General features: G+C 56.2%; 17 protein-coding genes. 14 read left to right on the forward strand and 3 right to left on the reverse strand.

The window, feature by feature from the left end:
• The first annotated feature begins 11 nt into the window (after positions 1-11).
• The 9 genes from AC0JZ8_RS01215 to AC0JZ8_RS01255 all read left to right on the forward strand — a co-directional run bounded on the left by AC0JZ8_RS01215 (position 12) and on the right by AC0JZ8_RS01255 (position 9,751).
• Positions 12-1,091 (forward strand): amidohydrolase family protein, encoded by a 1,080-nt coding sequence (locus AC0JZ8_RS01215; protein WP_471891426.1) that lies wholly within the window; start codon positions 12-14, stop codon positions 1,089-1,091.
• A complete protein-coding gene (locus tag AC0JZ8_RS01220) occupies positions 1,088-2,200 on the forward strand; it encodes an amidohydrolase family protein (RefSeq protein ID WP_471891427.1) in 1,113 nt (370 codons plus the stop codon). The genes AC0JZ8_RS01215 and AC0JZ8_RS01220 overlap by 4 nt, the downstream gene beginning before the upstream one ends.
• Positions 2,201-2,212: 12 nt before the next feature.
• Positions 2,213-3,214 (forward strand): dihydroxyacetone kinase subunit DhaK, encoded by a 1,002-nt coding sequence (locus AC0JZ8_RS01225; protein ID WP_471891428.1) that lies wholly within the window; start codon positions 2,213-2,215, stop codon positions 3,212-3,214.
• Positions 3,214-3,825 carry a dihydroxyacetone kinase subunit L gene (locus AC0JZ8_RS01230; RefSeq protein WP_471891429.1) on the forward strand — a complete coding sequence of 204 codons (612 nt, stop codon included), beginning with the start codon at positions 3,214-3,216 and terminating at the stop codon, positions 3,823-3,825. The genes AC0JZ8_RS01225 and AC0JZ8_RS01230 overlap by 1 nt, the downstream gene beginning before the upstream one ends.
• A gap of 205 nt (positions 3,826-4,030) precedes the next feature.
• Entirely contained in the window at positions 4,031-4,978 is a 948-nt protein-coding gene (locus AC0JZ8_RS01235; protein ID WP_471891430.1) for a carbohydrate ABC transporter permease, read from the forward strand.
• Positions 4,978-5,823 carry a carbohydrate ABC transporter permease gene (locus AC0JZ8_RS01240; protein ID WP_471891431.1) on the forward strand — a complete coding sequence of 282 codons (846 nt, stop codon included), beginning with the start codon at positions 4,978-4,980 and terminating at the stop codon, positions 5,821-5,823. The genes AC0JZ8_RS01235 and AC0JZ8_RS01240 overlap by 1 nt, the downstream gene beginning before the upstream one ends.
• 33 nt (positions 5,824-5,856) lie before the next feature.
• On the forward strand, positions 5,857-7,203 hold the full coding sequence (locus AC0JZ8_RS01245) for an ABC transporter substrate-binding protein (protein WP_471891432.1): 1,347 nt from the start codon (positions 5,857-5,859) through the stop codon (positions 7,201-7,203).
• A 54-nt stretch (positions 7,204-7,257) separates the two neighbouring features.
• Positions 7,258-8,334, forward strand: coding sequence for an ABC transporter ATP-binding protein (locus AC0JZ8_RS01250; RefSeq protein ID WP_471891433.1), 1,077 nt, complete (start codon positions 7,258-7,260; stop codon positions 8,332-8,334).
• A gap of 70 nt (positions 8,335-8,404) precedes the next feature.
• Entirely contained in the window at positions 8,405-9,751 is a 1,347-nt protein-coding gene (locus AC0JZ8_RS01255; RefSeq protein WP_471891434.1) for a mandelate racemase/muconate lactonizing enzyme family protein, read from the forward strand.
• Between the two features lie 359 nt (positions 9,752-10,110).
• Here AC0JZ8_RS01255 and AC0JZ8_RS01260 read toward each other — a convergent pair whose 3' ends face one another.
• Together AC0JZ8_RS01260 and AC0JZ8_RS01265 are read right to left on the reverse strand one after the other, a co-directional pair.
• The gene (locus AC0JZ8_RS01260; protein WP_471891498.1) at positions 10,111-10,836 is read right to left on the reverse strand and encodes an SDR family NAD(P)-dependent oxidoreductase; all 726 of its coding nucleotides are present in this window, start codon (positions 10,834-10,836) and stop codon (positions 10,111-10,113) included.
• Positions 10,837-10,931: 95 nt separating this feature from the next.
• Positions 10,932-11,474, reverse strand: coding sequence for a 2,4'-dihydroxyacetophenone dioxygenase family protein (locus AC0JZ8_RS01265; protein ID WP_249407683.1), 543 nt, complete (start codon positions 11,472-11,474; stop codon positions 10,932-10,934).
• Positions 11,475-11,682: 208 nt separating this feature from the next.
• Between AC0JZ8_RS01265 and AC0JZ8_RS01270 the strand changes: the two genes are divergently transcribed.
• The 4 genes from AC0JZ8_RS01270 to AC0JZ8_RS01285 are packed head-to-tail and all read left to right on the forward strand — an operon-like array spanning position 11,683 to position 15,368.
• Positions 11,683-12,399: a FadR/GntR family transcriptional regulator gene (locus AC0JZ8_RS01270; protein ID WP_113166025.1), complete on the forward strand. Its 717-nt coding sequence runs from the start codon at positions 11,683-11,685 to the stop codon at positions 12,397-12,399.
• Between the two features lie 26 nt (positions 12,400-12,425).
• Positions 12,426-13,403, forward strand: a complete 978-nt coding sequence (locus tag AC0JZ8_RS01275; protein ID WP_471891435.1) for a tripartite tricarboxylate transporter substrate binding protein — start codon at positions 12,426-12,428, stop codon at positions 13,401-13,403.
• Positions 13,404-13,407: 4 nt separating this feature from the next.
• Complete coding sequence (locus tag AC0JZ8_RS01280) at positions 13,408-13,869, forward strand: tripartite tricarboxylate transporter TctB family protein (protein ID WP_113166026.1); 462 nt, start codon at positions 13,408-13,410, stop codon at positions 13,867-13,869.
• Positions 13,866-15,368, forward strand: coding sequence for a tripartite tricarboxylate transporter permease (locus AC0JZ8_RS01285; RefSeq protein WP_471891436.1), 1,503 nt, complete (start codon positions 13,866-13,868; stop codon positions 15,366-15,368). Before AC0JZ8_RS01280 ends, AC0JZ8_RS01285 begins: the two co-directional genes overlap by 4 nt.
• Before the next feature lie 276 nt (positions 15,369-15,644).
• Here the strand turns inward: AC0JZ8_RS01285 and AC0JZ8_RS01290 are convergent, their stop codons facing one another.
• On the reverse strand, positions 15,645-16,397 hold the full coding sequence (locus AC0JZ8_RS01290; protein WP_192088208.1) for an IclR family transcriptional regulator: 753 nt from the start codon (positions 16,395-16,397) through the stop codon (positions 15,645-15,647).
• A gap of 201 nt (positions 16,398-16,598) precedes the next feature.
• Between AC0JZ8_RS01290 and AC0JZ8_RS01295 the strand changes: the two genes are divergently transcribed.
• On the forward strand, positions 16,599-18,173 hold the full coding sequence (locus tag AC0JZ8_RS01295; RefSeq protein WP_471891437.1) for an ABC transporter substrate-binding protein: 1,575 nt from the start codon (positions 16,599-16,601) through the stop codon (positions 18,171-18,173).
• Positions 18,174-18,201 lie beyond the last annotated feature (28 nt).

Genomic DNA, 18,201 nt, shown 5'->3' on the forward strand with positions numbered 1-18,201 from the left:
TAAGCTTGGGAATGAGGAGTTCCGTCTTGTCCATAACCGACGCGATCGATTGTGATATTCATCCTGGCGTGCCCACCATTAAGGTGCTGCTTCCGTATATGAGTGACTACTGGCGAGAGGCTTTCATTGCCCGTGGACAAGATGGTTTCCAACCAGCCAGTTATCTGCCGAATTCGCCCATCAGCTGCCGGCCTGACTGGCGCGACGGCGATGCCATTGCAGGCAGTAATTTCGATCTCCTCCAGAAGCATGCTTTGGATGGCTTTGGATCACGGTTCGCGATTTGCAACGTGCTCTATGGAGGGTCTTTTTCGATCAGCGAGACTATGGCTGCTGCCATATGCGCTGCGGTTAACGACTGGGTGAAGGCCGAATGGCTGGCGCGCGACCCCAGACTGCGTGCCTCGATCGTAGTGCCGACCCAGAACCCCCGTCTTGCGGTAGAGGAAATCGAGCGGATTGCCGGGGATCGCCGTTTCGTTCAGATTCTAATGCCGGTGGCCCTCGATATGATGTTGGGCAAGGAACACTACTGGCCTATTTTTGAGGCGGCAGTCCGGCACAGTCTCCCCATCGGCCTTCATGCGGGCAGTCTTTACCGTTATGCGCCAACAACCAACGGATGGCCGAGCCATTTCCTGCAGGATTACGTCGGCAATAATCACGCGTTCGAAAGCCAGCTTCTAAGTCTGATTTCGCAGGGTGTCTTCGTCAAGTTCCCCGATTTGAAAGTGGTCCTGATTGAGAGCGGCGTGACGTGGTTACCGGGGTTTCTGTGGCGTTCTCGCAAGACGTGGCGCGCCGTCAGGCCAGAGGTTCCGTGGGTCAACGAGTCGCCAATAGATATCGTCCGTCGGCATGTCCGGCTCACCGCCCAGCCCATGGATGGACCCGCCGACCCTGCCGTGCTCGAAAGGGTTATCAACCAGATCGGCTCCGACGACATGCTCTTGTTTGCGTCCGATTATCCCCACTGGCAGTTTGATGGTGATCGCGTCCTGCCAGATGGCATTCCGAGCCGCCTCATTGAAAAAATGGCCCGGGACAATCCGCTTGCAACCTATCCTCGCTTGCAGGAGACGATCCAGTGAACGCCCTTGAGCAGATCATTGAGCACACAGGTGAGCTACAGACGAATTTTCGGTTCATCGACTGCGATATCCACCCGGCGCTTAAGCACAAGAAGGCGCTTTATCCCTATATCGAGCAACGCTGGCGCGACCACCTAGATACTTACGGAGGCCTGGCGCATAGCGTCTACGCAACACGGGGTGGACCCTATCCTCGATTTACGCCGGAGACTGCGAGACGTGACGCCTGGCCGCCCAACGGTAGTCCGCCGGGCTCCGATCTTGAATTCATGCAAACCCAGCATCTGGACGCTCATGACATCAGGTTCGGTATCCTTCAGCCGATCGTCGGCGCCAACAACACCCGCAACACTGATCTCTCTGCAGCCCTGTGTACTGCTACCAACGACTGGCAGATAGATGAATTCACCTCTAGGGAGAAACGCCTTAAAGCGTCCATCCATATTTGTGCGGAGGATGCCGAGCTCGCCGTCGCCGAAATCGACAGACGTGCTCAAAACCGAAATTTCGCCCAGATCCAGCTCGGATCCCGTTCGGTCGAACCAATCGGTCGCAAACGCTATTGGCCGATTTTCGAGGCGGCGCAACGCAACGACATTCCAATCGGCTTTCATGTTGGCGGCCCTTCACCCTACGCGCCTTCACCAAGCGGCTGGCCGGATTATTATATCGAGGATCATCAGGTTTTGACGCACAGCGCTCATGCGCAGGTTACCAGCATGATCCTCGAAGGGGTCTTCGAAGTTTATCCCAAAGTCCGCGTTGTGATGATTGAGGCCGGGTTCGCCTGGGTACCATCACTGGGTTGGCGGTTAGATAATCACTGGCGCAAGATGCGCAATGAAACCCCACTCTGCAAACGTCCACCGTCAGAATATCTCAAACAGAACGTGTGGTTCACGACCCAGCCAGCTGAAGAGCCGGAGCATCGCGAAGATCTCCGTCTTCTCTTCGACTTAATCGGCTTCGACCGGATGATGTTTGCAACTGACTATCCACACTGGGACTATGACGACCCGAAACGAGCCATCCTCATGCCGATGAGCGAGGCCGAGCGACGGATGCTGTTCCATGACAATGCCTTCAGCTTTTATGCCAATCTCGACTGAAAGTTCTGTTTCATGAAGAAACTGATCAACGATCCGAACGACTATGTAGACGAAGCTCTCGACGGCCTAACCCTCGCTTTCCCGTCGCTTGTTCGAGACGGCGCGAATGGCCGCGTCATCCGTCGTTCAGATGGCGCACGCCACGGAAAGGTCGGGATCGCCTCCGGCGGGGGCTTCGGTCATCTGCCACTGTTCACGGGATACGTCGGCAAGGGCCTGATAGATACCTGCTCGATCGGCAACGTTTTTGAAGGACCCAATATCGACAGCTGCATCGATGCGATCCGGTTCGCCGACGGTGGCCGAGGCGTGCTCAGGCTCTACGGTAACTATGGCGGTGATCGGATGAATTTCGACATGGCGGGCGAAGTGCTCGAGGATGAGGGCATTCGTTGTACGACCGTACTCGGCACAGACGACATTGCCAGCGGTAGCGCTGACGACATTGGACGTCGACGCGGGGTAGCTGGCCTTATCTATGCATATAAAGCTGCTGGCGCATGCGCGGATACCGGAGCGGATCTGGAGGAGGTGACCCGTATTGCGGCGAAAGCTGTAGCCGCAACGAGAACGATCGGGGTGGGACTCGCCGCCTGTCGCCTTCCATCCTCCGCTAAGCCGAGTTTTGATTTGGGAGAAGACCAAATCGAGATGGGTATCGGCATCCATGGCGAGCCTGGTATCTGGCGCGACACGCTGCGGACGGCCGACATCATCGCCGACGAAATGGTCGAGCGTTTGCTGGCGGATTTGCCTCCGGTATCGCAGCAAAGCGAGGTGTCGGTACTTGTGAACGGTCTCGGCGCCACTCCGCTGGATGAGCTGTTCATCGTGTACAGGCGTGTCAAAACGCGTCTCGATCAATCCGGGCTTTCCGTCGTCCAGCCGTTGATTGGTAATTACGTGACATCGATGGAAATGCAGGGAGTGTCCGTTAGCCTGTTCCATCTCGATGAAGAGCTGAAGGCTCTCCTGCAGGCCCCGGCTGAGTGCCCGTTCTGGAGGGTTGGTTGATGGAAATCACCGTAGCCCAGATTGATAGCGGCGTGCGCCGCGCAGCGGTTGCGATTGCAAGCCTTGAACAGACGCTGAACGAGGCGGATGCAAAGCTCGGCGACGGAGACACCGGCTCCATGCTGGTACGCGCGATCGGGGCAATGGCGGCCAGCGATCCTGGGGCGGCAACATCGGTCAGCGACGCTTTCGGCAGGATGGCACGGGCGGCGATGTCGTCAACCGGGTCCAGTCTAGGAACGCTTTTCGCAAGCGCTTTGCTGTCATTGTCCAAAGACACCAAAGGCCAGACTTCGGTATCGTGGGGCGATCTGGCCGGACTGATAGCCACCGCGCGCGATGGAATGATGGCGAGAGGCGGCGCGAAGCTCGGCGATAAAACGGTTCTGGATGGACTTGATGCGATCGCCGAAGCAATAGCGGGACAGGCTGATGCCGGAAGCGTGGCATCGGCAGCCACTCGGGCCGTCGATGAGGCACTTGCCGAGTTCAAGGAAAAACCATGCCGAATAGGGCGCGCGAAATTTTTCCCGGAGAAAAGCGTCGGACTGGATGATCCAGGCATGTTCGCGCTCGTGCTTCTGACGAGAGCTGTCACGCGAAATACCTAACAACCTAACAAATTCTGTCACGACGACGCCGAGCACTCTCGGCAGTAACGAGCGTGTGTCTGTGCATACAGTTTTGCCTCTAGAATATGCTCGGAGAAATAATGTCTTGCATTTTGTTAGGTAAATGGTTTGAATGAAGTTGCTTAACGTTAGGTAGCGTGAGGCGGTGCAAGCCTGGAGGGGCTTGCTGGAGGAGGAGGAATAAATGGTGGCTCAGCAATTCGAGCCGGCGGGTAACTACGCCGACATCATCGAGGACGATGCCCAGACAGAACGTCGCAACGCGTGGGTTAGGTTGCAGGACCGGATATTCGTGCCGCTGACCGTAGTACCGACCGTCGTCGCGAGCGTTCTTGTGTTTGGGATACCACTGGCGTTCTCGCTGCTTCTAAGTTTCCAGGGCTGGAAGATCGACAGCGGCCTTTTGGCTGGCAAATTTGTCGGCTTCGCGAACTACCAGGACCTGTTTACCGATCCGTTGTTTGTGTCCAGTCTATACCTGACCATGGGGTATACGGTATCGACGGTTACCGTTGAGCTGTTGCTTGGACTTGGAGTTGCGCTTCTTCTCAACAGTCGCGTACCTTTTGTGCGCATCTTCCGCACTGCCTTGATCATCCCCATGATGATCACGCCCATCGTCGCCGCCCTGACATGGAAATTATTGCTTGATCCGACCTACGGCCTGGTGAATGCCATGCTTGGCACGAACACAGTCTGGCTGGGCGATCCTGATCTGGCACTGGTCGCGGTCGGCATCGTAAATGTCTGGCAAAACACACCTTTCGTGGCCATTCTTCTTCTGGCCGGGCTGCAATCATTACCAAGCGAACCGGTAGAAGCGGCGGCAGTCGATGGTGCGAACTCGTGGCAGACATTTCGTCATGTGACGCTGCCATTGCTCATGCCCTATATCGTCGTGGCGGTGCTGCTGCGAACCATCTTTGAGTTCCGTTCATTCGAAAATATCTGGGTCATGACCGGCGGCGGACCCGCGAACTCGACCAAGCTTCTCTCGGTCTACACGTTCGAGGCGTCGTTCCTGTCGTTCGACCTCACCCTCGCGGCAGCTGCCTCATGGATCATGCTGGCGATTGTCATGGTGTTTTGCGTGCTCTTCATATTGGCCACTAAGCCCAAGGAGATCCAGTGATGCCCGGCCTGTCTCGCGGCAAGCGCCGCAAGCTTCTTCATACGACGCTGACCTATACCGGACTCGTAGGCTTGCTAATTGTCTTCCTGTTCCCGCTTTTGTGGATTGTCGGCATTTCGCTTAAGAGCCGTGAACAGATATTCACAAATCCGCCAGTCCTCCTGTGGGTTCCGACGTTCGAGAACTACAGGCAAGTGCTGACGCAGTCGGATTTTCTGGCGTCGTTCGGAAACTCACTGATGGTCACCACAGCATCGGTAACATTGTCGCTGCTGATCGGGATTCCGGCATCCTACACATTCGCGCGGTTTCGTTTTCCGGGGCAGAATATCGCAATGATAACGCTGCTGATCATGCGAATGCTGCCACCAGTCGCGATCCTTCTGCCGCTCTTCGTCTTGTTCAAGGCAGTTGGTCTTTCCAACACTCTGTTCTCGATCATTATCGCATACACGACATTCAGCCTGCCGCTGATCGTTTGGATCATGAAAGATTATTTTGCCAATCTGCCGAAGGAACTGGAGGAGGCCGCATACATCGATGGGGCCTCACGCATGCTCGCCTTCCGCAAGATTGTTCTGCCGCTGGCACGTCCCGGCATTGTAACGGCTGCGATCCTTTCGCTGCTGCTTGCCTGGAACGACTTCATCTTTGCAGCCATCTTGACGAACAACGCGACGCGGACCTCCCCGGTCCTGCTCGCGAGCTATGCCGGTGGGGAGACCGGTACCAACTGGGGAGCGATCACTGCTTCTGGCGTGCTCGTGGTCATCCCCGTCATCATCTTCTCGATGATTGTCCAGAAGCATCTGGTGCAGGGCTTGTCGTCTGGTACGGTGAAGTAAGCGCGAATAAATCAACGGTGGAGGAGAACACCAATGGAAAAGAACAAAGGAATACTCAGCGGACCGTCGGTCACCCGCAGAGGTATGCTGATCGGATCGGCTGCCACGGTCGCCGGCGCTGGATTGATAAGTTCAACGCTTTTTACGCCGGCTCTCGCTCAGAGCAAGCCCGCCAAGCTGACAGTTCTTGGCGATAGCGCGCCGTGGAAGGGCACGATCATCGATGATGCCATTCCCGCGTTTACAAAAGAAACCGGCATCGAGGTCGAATACATCCAGTTGCCTAACGAACCTCTTATCACACGCGCTCGGGCCGAGCTTACTAGCGGAAGCACGACAAGCTTCGATGTGATGCAGATGGGCGCATCGATGATCGGCTGGATGCATCCTTACATGGCTGACGTCACCGAGCTCATGGGGAAAGCAGGCGGAAAGTATGCGGCTGATTTCGGCATGGATGAGTTCTCACAGGCCGCGCTTGATCTCGCCAGCATCGACGGCGTGCAGCGTGGCGTGCCTTATCGCAGCACCACTTACATCCTGCACTACCAGCCCGAACTGCTAGAAGCAGCAGGAATAAAAGCACCCCCGGCCACATTCGCCGAATATCTTGATGCCGCCAAGAAGCTCACGGAAGCAGGCAAACCAAACCGCTACGGCGTTGGCTACTGTGCCCGCCAAGGCGGGGCGATCGTTGACCATTTCGGCCCCTATCTCCTTTCGTCCGGGGGTGGGTTCTACGACAGCAAGTCCAAGGAGATCTGGATCAATAACGAGAAGTCCCTGAAGGGGCTCGAGTTCTACGCCGGGCTACTCAACAAAGATAAAGTCGTACCGCCGGATGCCCTGACTTGGGAATGGGACGAAATCATCGCTAATGCTCAAAACGACCGCTATGCCATGGCGATTACCCTCAATGCGTCTGCAACGCCGATCAACCGATCAGACAAATCACGGACCAAGGGTAAGTGGGATTGGGCGCTGGTGCCTGGTCTGGAAAGCGCCGCCGACAGCCGTTCGTCTCTCGGGGGCTGGAGCTTTGCCGTGCCGTCTAAGGGCGCGAATACCGGATGGGCTTTCGAGTTCGTCCAGTTCATTACCAGCCGTGAGTGGTCAAAACGATCCATGGAGAAGGGCAATGCTTCTGCGCGCCTCTCGGTATTGACCGATCCGGAAGTCATCAAGACCTACGGTTTTACCGAAGTCATGGCACAGCAGCTCAAGACTGCGATTGCTAATCCACGCGATGCCTACTGGGGAGCCGTCGAGGCCCAACTACGCGCCGGGCTCTCCAAGACCTTGCTTGGAACTGCGTCACCAAAGGAAGCCATGGACGAGGTTGCTTCCGGCTGGGAACGCACCATGCGCCGCGCTGGCTGACGCCAACTGCCGGGCGGGTGACCGTCCGGCACACTCGATAAATGAGGAGTATCTATGGCTTCCGTTCAAATGACCGGCGTTAAAAAAACTTTTGGTGCAGTGAATGTCATTCACAGCCTGGACTTGAAAATAGAGGACGGCTCGTTCGTCGCACTGGTTGGGCCGTCCGGCTGTGGAAAATCGACGCTGTTGCGGATGATTGCCGGGCTGGAGGAGACGTCTGGCGGTGAGATCAGGATCGGCAGCAAAGTTGTCAACGATCTAACGCCACGTGAACGCAATATCGCGATGGTCTTCCAGAATTATGCACTCTATCCGCATATGACGGTGGCCGAAAACATGGGCTTCAATTTGAAGCTCGCGAAAAAGTCGCCAGCGGAAATAGAAGCGCGCGTCAGCGAAGCGGCCCGGATGTTAGGCCTGACACCGCTCCTCGAACGTCGTCCTTCGCAGCTCTCAGGTGGTCAGCGCCAGCGCGTTGCCATGGGCCGCGCAGTGGTTCGCAACCCGCAGGTCTTTCTGTTCGATGAACCACTTTCCAATCTGGATGCCAAGTTGCGCGTGCAGATGCGCTCCGAAATCAAAGCGCTACATCAGAAGGTCAAGACCACATCGATCTACGTAACCCATGATCAGATCGAAGCCATGACGCTCGCGGATCACATCGTTGTCATGCATGGTGGGCGTATCGAGCAGCAGGGACATCCGTTGGAACTCTATCGCAAGCCAGCCAATCTTTTCGTGGCGGGCTTTATCGGCACTCCGGCCATGAATTTCCTGGAAGCTGTAGGCGGTAGCGATGATCGCGGTCCAATCGCAAAGCTGGCGAGTGGAGCAGCTATCCGTGTCGATGGCATGCGTTTGGACGAAGGCAGGCCCGTGACGCTCGGGGTCCGCCCGGAGCATTTGATCGCGCATGGTAGCGGCAACCAGCTTTCCGGTCCTGCTCGCTTCGTCGAACCGACCGGCGCTCTTACTCACATTACCTTCGATCTCGGCGGGAGCGACATCGTTGCGGTCATCGACGGAGAGCGCCAGGTGGCGGCTGGCGAGGTTTTTGAGGCTTCGGTTGCGCCGGAACTGGTTCACGTCTTCGACACACAGTCCGGCGCACGTCTTAACGCCGCTTAAACAACGGGGCTGGGACATCCATTCAGAGGCCGAGATCCCAAGACTGGCCTGCGACAAGAGGAGAATAAACGTGAACAAGGCCATCAATCCGGCTATGGCACTGGACGCTGTGGAAAATGCAGTGCGGACACATTCCAGGCCGTCGGAAATTCGGATAACCGACATGCGCATCGCTGTCGTGACGGGGATCTGCTATTATCCAATCATCAAGATCGACACCAATCAGGGCATCTACGGGCTAGGGGAGGTCCGCGACGGCGGTCATCCGGAGAGTGCGCTTCGTCTCAAGAACTTTCTCGTTGGGCAGAACCCCTGCAACGTTGACATGATCTTCAACGCGCTGCGTCTTTACGGCGGAGATGGACGCGAGGGGGGAGGTATTTCGGGCATCGAGATCGCCCTGTGGGATCTTGTCGGCAAGATCTATGGCGTGCCATGCTACCAGTTCTTTGGCGGCAAATACCGTGACGGCGTCCGCATCTACGGCGATACGCCGGCGCCTGAAAACCTTACTCCCGAAGCTTACGCCAAGGCAGTGCGGGCCAGGGCAGACATGGGGCTGACGTTTATCAAGTTCGACCTGCCGCCGAAATTGTTCGAGACAACCGAGGGTGCGCTGGTAGGGTCCGCAACGAGAAATGAATACGACCTCGGCAGAAGCACGAGGGTTGCAGGCTCGGGGCGTGGCGCCAAGATATCGGAAAAGGGTATCGAGACGGCGGTCGAGATCGTCCGTGCAGTCCGTGCTGAAGTTGGTCCAGAGATTTCACTCTGCGTCGATCATTTCGGCGAGGGTTATGTGACCGCCGACGAGGCGATACGCATCGGACAAGCGCTGGAACCATTTAATCTCGCCTGGATCGAAGACCCGGTCATCTGGCATGATATCAAGGGGCACAAAAAAGTAGCAGATGCGCTCCTGACACCCGTTGCAGGTGGCGAGGATCTTTATTTGGTGGACGGTTTCCGGGAGGCCGTCGAGACCCAGGCTTTCGACATTCTCCACCCGGACCTGCTTACATCCGGCGGTATGCTTGAGACAAAGCGTATCGCGGACTACGGCGCGCGTTATGGCCTGCCGACTGCGCTCCATTCCTGTTGCTCTCCAATTGGTTTCATGGCGAACGTCCATTGCGGCGCTTCGATCAATAGCCTGATGGCTGTTGAACATCACGGGCTGGACGTGCCTTTCTGGGAAGAACTAGTGACAGGTTTAGCACCGGACTATCTGAGCAACGGATATGTTGACGTTCCCGATCGGCCTGGGCTTGGGTTGGACCTCAATCTTGAAGCGATCAGGTCCAATCTACGTGATCCGGATGCGTTATTCCTCCCGACAGAAGAATGGAACGTTCGCAAAGCAGGATTCGAAAGGGTTGACCCGCCGCGTTACCAAACGCAGTTGATCCGATCTTGACGGTTAGAATTCAAAAATCAGACCTAGATGTGCGGCCTCGACCTCGCGGTAAAATGCTGCGTGGCCGAGGGACTGTCTGACAGAAACCTTGCACTCCACAAGGTCTTCCAAAGGACGACGTGACCGGCATGAGCATTGACGATGTTGGCCCCCCGCCTGTTCGCAACAGCGTTACGTGAGGAAACGATAGCGCCGCCCGATCCCATAAAACACGGTCAATGACCTCCTGCCGCTAACAGTCGCTGAAAGTTGTCATGTCCGCACCGGAGACAGCTGCCCGCTTGGCGCGGCGCTTCTAGATAAATAGAAACGATACGCGAATGCGGCGACCCGCATTGCTTGACGAAAGTTCATTCACCTCAGCTGATCAAATATCCTCCGTCTATCGGCAAGACCACGCCGGTAACGAAGGATGCGGCGGGGCTGCAAAGGAAAGCAACAGCGCCTGCGATATCCTCCGGTCGGCCCCATCTTGCTAGGGGCGTTCTGTCGATAATGGGTTTCGAGCGAGCGGCATCATCCTGCAGTGCCTGGGTCAAAGGAGTTGCGATCCAGCCTGGAGCAACCGCGTTTACTCGGATCTTTTCCGCTGCATAGGCAATTGCAAGAGACTTTGTCAGCTGCGCAACTCCGCCTTTACTGGCGCTATATGCAGGAACCAGGCCGCCACCGAAAAAGGACAGCATCGATGCTGTGTTAACGATGCTTCCGCCTGAAGCTGCAAGTTTGGATCTCGCAGCCGAGCAGACGCGCATCGTTCCCGTCAGGTTGATCGACAATACCTTTTCGAAGACGTCAATCTGATGCTCTTCCGCGCGTCGGATAACGCCCGCGCAGTTGACGACGATGTCGATACGATCGAGGTCCTCAACCAGAGAGGTGACGGCAGCTTGATCGCACACGTCCAGTTCCTGTGCGGACAGTTTTAGCTCCGGCCGACCCTCAAACTTGTTGGCGCCTAGCCCCGCGGCAACCACGGTCGCCCCCAATTCGGCTAAATGGGTGGCAATTGCTGCGCCAATGCCCGTGGTGGCGCCGGTGACGAGGGCGACCTTTCCGGAGAAGAGATCCGTTTGGAATGTCATGGTAATTTCTCGTGCAATGAAAACAGAATGCGTCGATGAGAGCACCTGCCATCCGTGACCTTGCTGGGCCAGGAATGGACAGGCCAGAAGACTGATCAGCGAATGAACTGCTCAACATAGTCGCGTCCTAGCCCGACGGACTCGTAATGTGCTCGGCACATGTCGATCTTGGTGAAGACGTCCTCGTAGCCGTTGTTGTTACCCCACGGGTCAACGTAATACATGCAGCCGTTTACCTGGAAATAAGTGATCATCTCCTCGACGCCCTCGTCGACTACCAGCGTATGGATCTCGCCCGGGGGTTCGAATGCATACGAACCTTCTGTCGCGACCCAGTCATGTTCGAGGTAGCGCCAGCTTCCCTTTAGTACCAAGGCGTGAACCGGGCCTGGATGACGATGTCGGCTGAGCACGCCGGATTTGCGAACCTTAAGCAGGTTCATCCAGTAGCCGGCGGATCGGTTCAGACAGAGCGGGCGAAACCAGACATTTTCGGACTGCGGCACCCAAATACGATCATCCTTAGGAATTGCGTCCGGAACGACGAGGTCAGGGAGCATGCCCTCAGGCTGCGGTTTCTGATACGGCATCCGGCGGATGGTTTCCGCATCCATCTGTTCCGGCGTCAGATTTTCCATGATTTCCTCCTTGATGTTGTCGGGTCAATTGCTTCATTGCGACCCCAACGAAAATTGATGAAAGCTGAAAACGAACAAAGAGTAGAGACATTGGCGTCCGTTTTTCCCCTCACACATTTCCTCCGATTGCGAACGCTAACACGAATGAAGTTGACAATCATCAGATGAATGTGAAAAATCATCTCATAATTGGGAGGATACGTCTGATATGTCGGTAACCGCGCGGATACGTCGCTCGGATAATGTTCTTGATCGGCTCGGCGCCGATATTGCTGCCGGTCGTCTCACAACCGGACAGACGATACCGACCGAGACTGAACTGATGGAGCTATACTCCGTGGGACGGTCTTCGGTGCGCGAAGCGGTCTCGACACTGGCCGGTCTCGGCATGGTCACGACCGCACCTCGCCGCGGAACAACCGTCACCAATCGCTCAGAGTGGAATACGCTCAGCCGAGATGTGCTTCGCTGGTTGATGGGCAGCAAGGTCATGACACCGGGCATTCTTGAAGCGATAGATGAGGCACGGCGGGTCTTCGAGCCGGCGTCCGCCGCTCTTGTGGCGAAACGAGCGACGCGGTTGCAGATCATCGACATCGAGACTGCCTACGCACGAATGGAGGACGCAGCCCTTCGTGGCGACGCGGAGGCAGCTGTACTCGCCGACCGTGAGTTCCATCTCGCCATACTGAAAGCAACCGGCAACCCGATCCTGCAGGCGTTCGATAGTGCGATTGATAGCATCCTCGGGGTGCTGTTCGGGGTCACCGCCAACCACATGGAAAATTTTCGCGCCAATCTTAGCAATCACCTGGCGGTTCTTGAAGCCATACGACTTCGTGATCCCACGGCCGCTGAGCGCGCAATGCTCGATACGATCCAGTTTACGACGGAGAAAATGAAGGTCGCGAAGCTGATCGAATAGACCAAGGCAAAGAGGAGGAGAACCCAATGCCATTTATGAAATCACTGATACTATCGGCCGCCGTCCTTGGCGTATCCGCAGGCGCAGTTCTTGCGGAATATCCAGAGAAAGCAATCACGCTCATCGTTCCTTGGGCCGCTGGCGGCGGTACGGACGCGATCGCACGCCTTCTGGCCGGCGGTATGGAGAAGGAACTCGGTGTTTCGGTCAACGTCGTCAACAAGCCCGGCGGCGGTTCCGTCATCGGCCATTCGGAAATGCTGTCGACTAAACCTGACGGCTATACGTTGGGATTCGCGACAGCTGAGCTCGCAAGCTTCTATTGGGCTGGCCAAAGCCAGTACAAGGCAACAGATTTCAATCCAATCGCTCTTGTGAACTTTGACTCTGGCGCCTTCCACGTATCGACGTCTGGTGACTGGAAGGATGTCAAATCCGCTCTCGCGGATATCAAGTCGAAGCCGACCGGTACCTACACCGTGACCGGCACGAGCACAGGCGCAGCCTACCACCTGGCATTTGCCGGCTTCCTGAAAGCAAATGGGGTCGATCCGCTTTCGGTTACGCTCGTGCCGTCGCAAGGTGCTGCACCCGGTTTCCAGGAACTGGCGGCAGGGGGCTCAAATGTCGTTTTGTCTTCGCTACCTGAAGGCATCGCGATGATGCAGGCGGGGAAGACAAAGCCGCTGACCGTGTTTGCCGAAAAGCGCATCGCAGCGTTTCCGGATGTACCGACTGCCGAAGAGGCAACGGGCGTAGCGTTCAGCGGTGGCACCTGGCGCGGGGTGGTTGGACCTCAGAAGCTTCCTGTGGATGTCCAGAAAAAACTCAGCGACGCTGTCGTCAAGGTGGCCGGCTCCGAAGACTTCGTGAAGTTCATGAACGATAAGGGATTTGGCATCCGCGTTCTTGATACAGCTGGCTTCGGACAGTTTCTGACCGAGCAATACACGCAGGTTGGTACAATCATGAACGATCTGGGCATCGCCCAGCGCAAGGAGTAGTACAATGCGCCTGCCCGACTTCTGGACGGGCCTGGCCTTTGCAATCTTTGGCGTGGCCATTGCATTGCTGGCACAAGGCTTTCACGTTTCGGCAGGCGCGGCCTCCCCAAAACTCCTTCCGACGATCATCGGAAGCATCATGGCCGTCTTGGGCGGCGTGATCGCGTTGCGCGGCTGGCGCAACGCAGGGGACGTTGCGATGCCTGCATGGGTTTCTTCACCACAACAGATGGCGCTGATCGCGTTTATACCGGTTGCCATCATTGCCTACGGTTTGCTTGCTCCGCTGGTCGGTTCCATTCCAATGGCTATTCTTATCGTAACGACACACTGTCTCATATACGGCGTACGACCTCTAACTGCGATCGGCGTCGGCGCTATCTCCGGGTTTACGGCATCTATCATATTTAGCCACCTGCTCGGCATCCCTCTACCCACGGGTATTCTAGAGGATTTCATAGGATGACAGCTTTCCTTGACGGCCTTGCACTTGTGATGCAGGTCGACGTGCTGATCACGATTGTTGTGTCGGCGATCTTCGGCCTTTTCGTTGGCATGATCCCCGGCCTGAGCGCTACCATGGCTGTCGCACTTCTCGTACCAGTCACATTCACGCTATCGCCGGTTGCCGCACTTGCGACAATTATCACGTGCTCCGGTATGGCTATGTTTGCCGGTGACATTCCCGGCGCCTTCCTGCGCATTCCCGGTACTCCTGCCTCGGCAGCTTATACCGATGACATGCATGAGCTCACAAAGCGTGGGCGCTTGGACGAAGCTCTTGGGATGTCTGTTCTGGCTTCGGTGATAGGTGGGATCATGGGCACGATCGTGCTGATGTTCGGCGCACCTTTGCTAGCCGATTTTGCTATGAACTTTTCCAGCTACGAGTATTTCTGGCTGGCCCTTCTGGGGCTTTCCTGTGCAACGCTCGTAGCCGGCGATGATGCGGCAAAGGGCTGGATCTCGTTGATGCTGGGTCTGTTCTTTTCGGTCGTCGGACTGGACTTTGTTACCGGCACTCAGCGCTACACATTTGGAAATATCAACCTCCAAGGCGGTATCGGCTTCATTGCCGTCATGATTGGCGCGTTCGCGTTGGCGGAAATCTTCCGGAAGTCCGAAAGTTTCGACGGCAAGCAACTGAAAGCGCAGATCAAGATCAGCGGCCGGCTCTATCCGTCTAATGCATTGTTGTGGCGGGAACGTAAACACATCGTCAGGGGAGGTGTACTGGGAACCTTGATTGGTGCCTTGCCGGGTGCAGGTGCCGATATCGCGGCTTGGGTGACGTATGCCGTATCGAAGCGGTTCGCTCGAGATCCCGAGCTCTTCGGCAAAGGTTCTCCTGAGGGGGTTGCTGGCGCAGGCTCGGCCAACAATGCTGCAATTGCCGGAGCATATGTGCCGACACTTGTCTTTGGTATCCCCGGTGACTCCATCACCGCCATCGTCGTCGGTGTGCTGATCCTTAAGGGAATTCAGCCAGGGCCGCTGGTGTTCGTCAACTCTGCCGACATGGTCAACGCGATCTACATAATCTTCCTGCTTGCCAACCTGATCCTGATCCCGCTCGGCATCGTGTCGATCTATGTTGGGAAGTTCGTAATTTCGGTTCGCGACGCAATTCTATACCCCCTGATCCTGCTACTGTGCATCTATGGTGCTTATGCTGTCAGTAACAACATCTTCGAGCTATGGATTGTTCTGGCTATCGGTATCCTCGTGTGGGTGATGCAGGCTAACAACTATCCCGCAGCCCCGCTCATACTCGGTCTGGTTCTTGGACAGGTAGTCGAGCAGAATTTCATGTCTTCGATCATCAAGGCAAACGGCAACTACATCAACTTCTTCAATCGTCCGATTTCCGGGACGCTTGGTGTAGCGACGTTGATCATCTGGTCTTATCCGCTGATTGCCGCGATTGTCAGGCGCCGCTCAGTGTCAAAGTCAGGGAGGGCGTAGCCGTCTTATCGAAATGAGAACTTGCTACCATGCCTGACGTCGGGCATGGTCCAGGCGCCATCACCTGCATTGCGGGTTCGTGAAAACGGCTTCTTTGCCTTTCGTTGGCCCGATGATTGCAAGGTAAGCGTTGCGCCGTCGGCGGCGTGATCTTCACACTTCATTGCGCGAAGCAGTGACTAAGCACTCTCCAATCTGGCCGGGCCTCGAAACTGATGCCTGGGATAACTGGTCGTCGGTTCAAATACCGTTTCGCCGATGCGTCCTAGATTGACTTTACCACCCCAAGCCAGCAGAAATTTGCTTTGAGGCATCTTTCAACAGCACAGCAAATCGCTCCATGTCGCTCTCCTGTGTACGGAAAGCTGGGGCTGCGATGTTGACTGCGGCGATGACCGAACCGTCAAACGCTAAGACTGGCACCGAAACGGAAACCAGCTGATCACTTACTTCCCCGCGACTGATGCAGTGGCCAAGTCGCTTGATTGTCTTGAGCTCAGCTTCAAGCTTGTCGCGATCCGTGATGGTGCGGGATGTGAATTTTTCCAGCACCTCAGGCAACATTTGCGATTGAATCTGAGGTGGCAGGAAGGCCAGCAGCACCTTGTAGGATCCCGCGTGAAGTGGGCGCCGCCTACCTATCATCGAGTGCACGCGTAGATCACGTGTTGGCTCGAATTTTGCCACGCATAGGGATTCGCCGTTGTCGATGATACGGAGCTGCGTCGTTTCATTCACCTTTTGACCTAACCGCTCGAGGATCGGATTGGCGACTCTCACCAAATCCACCTGGGTCGAGGCTGCAGTTCCAAGAACAATCACTGCGGTGCCAAGGCGGTAGGCGCCGTCTTGGGCCTTGCGAACCATTCCTCGATGTTCCAGTGTGCGTAACATTCGTAGAACTCGAGGCTTTGTTTCACCGATATTTCGAGAAATTTCCGACAGTCGAATGTCTGGAGTTTTCGCGACTGCCATCAATACTGAAATAGCTGTGTCGACAGATTGGACAATTTGGCTCTTTTCTTCCATGACCAATGACCTTTCTCACCCAAAATAATTATATCTGCCCAAACAAAAGGCACCGGTCTCGCATTACGTACACCGTAACACGAGCGAATTAAGTTTGACAGCTTGATGACAGGGTCCTACCAATATTGATGGAAACGGAGACAACTCGTTCAAAAGCCGGCGCTAAGACCGAGCATTAATCAAGCCATAAGGAGTGGGATCATGGCCCTTACATATTGGAAACGTGCAGCGATTGCTCTGCTCGGTTCAATCGCAATCCCAGCACTCGCTGCTGCGCAGGAATCTCCCTTGACGATCGGCATGTCGACAACGCCGACGACACTCGATCCGCACGAAGACAGCTCGGCTCCCAACAGTGCGACTTCGCGCCACATTTGGGATAGTCTCGTCAACTTGACAGGGACTTCCGGTAGTGCGCCGGAACTGGCGACAGAATGGAAGCTGATTGATCCGACGCATTGGGAATTCAAGCTGCGGGATGGCGTGACCTTCCACGACGGTAGCAAATTCGATGCAGCTGACGTTGTCGCCTCGCTGCTGCGCGCCCGCGACAAGCCCAGCCAGGGCTTTGCTTCGTATACGCGCAACATCGCCAATGTCACCTCGACCGACAGTCTGACGATCGTGGTCGAAACCAAGGTGCCTGATCCGCTTATCTTGAACTCGCTTAGCCGCATCCGCATCATCAGCGCGGACTGTGCGCAGGCGCCTGTCCAGGATTTTGACGGCGGTAAATGCGCGGTCGGCACCGGTGCCTTCTCTTTCGTCTCCTATGCGCCAGGCAGCAGTCTGAAGTTGAAGCGCAACGATGCATATTACGCCGGAGCGTCGGACTGGTCTGAAGTCAATCTTCGTTTTCTGCCTGACGATGGTGCTCGTCTCGCCTCGCTTCTGTCGAACGAGATCGACGTGGTTGAAGCCCTTCCGGCCGACGGGATGGCACGTGTTGAAGCAAGTGATAAGCTGCAGGTCATCAACGGCCGCTCCTCGCGCTTCGTTTATATGGGCATGGATGTCAGCCGTGATGTCTCACCGTTCGTGACGGCATCCGATGGCTCGCCCCTGCAAAAGAACCCTCTGAAGGACGAACGCGTCCGCCGCGCCATGTTGATGTCGATCAACCGCCCGGCGATCGTTGACCGTGTCATGCAGAAGAACGGTACCGTCGCCGACCAATATGTCGCCGAAGGCTATGCCGGCCATTCAAAGGATGTAGCGCCAGTCACCTATGACCCGGCGGCTGCAAAAGCGCTGCTTGCAGAAGCCGGTTATCCGGATGGCTTCGGTCTGACTTTGCATGGTCCGGCTGGCCGTTACGTCAAGGATACCGAAGTGCTGCAGGCCGTTGGCCAGATGTTTACTCGCATCGGCATCAAGTCCAAGGTCGAGGTACTGCCCTGGTCGATGTATTCCGATAGCTATTCGAAGGGCAGCTACAGTACGTTCCTCGGCTCATGGGGAGTCAACACCGGTGAAACTACCAATCCGACTGTTGCGCTAACAGCAACTCGTGACGAGAAGAAAGGTACCGGTCGTTACAACGGCGGTGGCATCTCGGATCCGGCAATCGACGAAGTCCTTGCCAAAGCAACCTCGACACTTGAGGAAGCGGACCGCCTGCCGCTGCTTGAGGAGCTTTCGACGCTCGCCTTCTCCAAGCTCTGGCTGCTGCCGATGCATTACGAGAATGTCGTTCTCGGTGCGAAGAAGTCGGTGACCTATGAAACGCGCGGCGACAAATACACGCTCGCCTACTATGTGAAGCCCGCGAAGTAACGCGGCAACGGCGGGTAGGCCCTCGGGC

Source organism: Velazquezella soli, assembly GCF_977018685.1.

Bases quoted from the DNA above. Each gene is read 5' to 3' on its own strand.
- AC0JZ8_RS01215 (WP_471891426.1), top strand. From the start codon at position 12: ATGAGGAGTTCCGTCTTGTCCATAACCGACGCGATCGATTGTGATATT.
- AC0JZ8_RS01225 (WP_471891428.1), top strand. From the start codon at position 2,213: ATGAAGAAACTGATCAACGATCCGAACGACTATGTAGACGAAGCTCTC.
- AC0JZ8_RS01230 (WP_471891429.1), top strand. From the start codon at position 3,214: ATGGAAATCACCGTAGCCCAGATTGATAGCGGCGTGCGCCGCGCAGCG.
- AC0JZ8_RS01235 (WP_471891430.1), top strand. From the start codon at position 4,031: ATGGTGGCTCAGCAATTCGAGCCGGCGGGTAACTACGCCGACATCATC.
- AC0JZ8_RS01240 (WP_471891431.1), top strand. From the start codon at position 4,978: ATGCCCGGCCTGTCTCGCGGCAAGCGCCGCAAGCTTCTTCATACGACG.
- AC0JZ8_RS01245 (WP_471891432.1), top strand. From the start codon at position 5,857: ATGGAAAAGAACAAAGGAATACTCAGCGGACCGTCGGTCACCCGCAGA.
- AC0JZ8_RS01250 (WP_471891433.1), top strand. From the start codon at position 7,258: ATGGCTTCCGTTCAAATGACCGGCGTTAAAAAAACTTTTGGTGCAGTG.
- AC0JZ8_RS01260 (WP_471891498.1), bottom strand. From the start codon at position 10,836: ATGACATTCCAAACGGATCTCTTCTCCGGAAAGGTCGCCCTCGTCACC.
- AC0JZ8_RS01265 (WP_249407683.1), bottom strand. From the start codon at position 11,474: ATGGAAAATCTGACGCCGGAACAGATGGATGCGGAAACCATCCGCCGG.
- AC0JZ8_RS01270 (WP_113166025.1), top strand. From the start codon at position 11,683: ATGTCGGTAACCGCGCGGATACGTCGCTCGGATAATGTTCTTGATCGG.
- AC0JZ8_RS01275 (WP_471891435.1), top strand. From the start codon at position 12,426: ATGCCATTTATGAAATCACTGATACTATCGGCCGCCGTCCTTGGCGTA.
- AC0JZ8_RS01280 (WP_113166026.1), top strand. From the start codon at position 13,408: ATGCGCCTGCCCGACTTCTGGACGGGCCTGGCCTTTGCAATCTTTGGC.
- AC0JZ8_RS01285 (WP_471891436.1), top strand. From the start codon at position 13,866: ATGACAGCTTTCCTTGACGGCCTTGCACTTGTGATGCAGGTCGACGTG.
- AC0JZ8_RS01290 (WP_192088208.1), bottom strand. From the start codon at position 16,397: ATGGAAGAAAAGAGCCAAATTGTCCAATCTGTCGACACAGCTATTTCA.
- AC0JZ8_RS01295 (WP_471891437.1), top strand. From the start codon at position 16,599: ATGGCCCTTACATATTGGAAACGTGCAGCGATTGCTCTGCTCGGTTCA.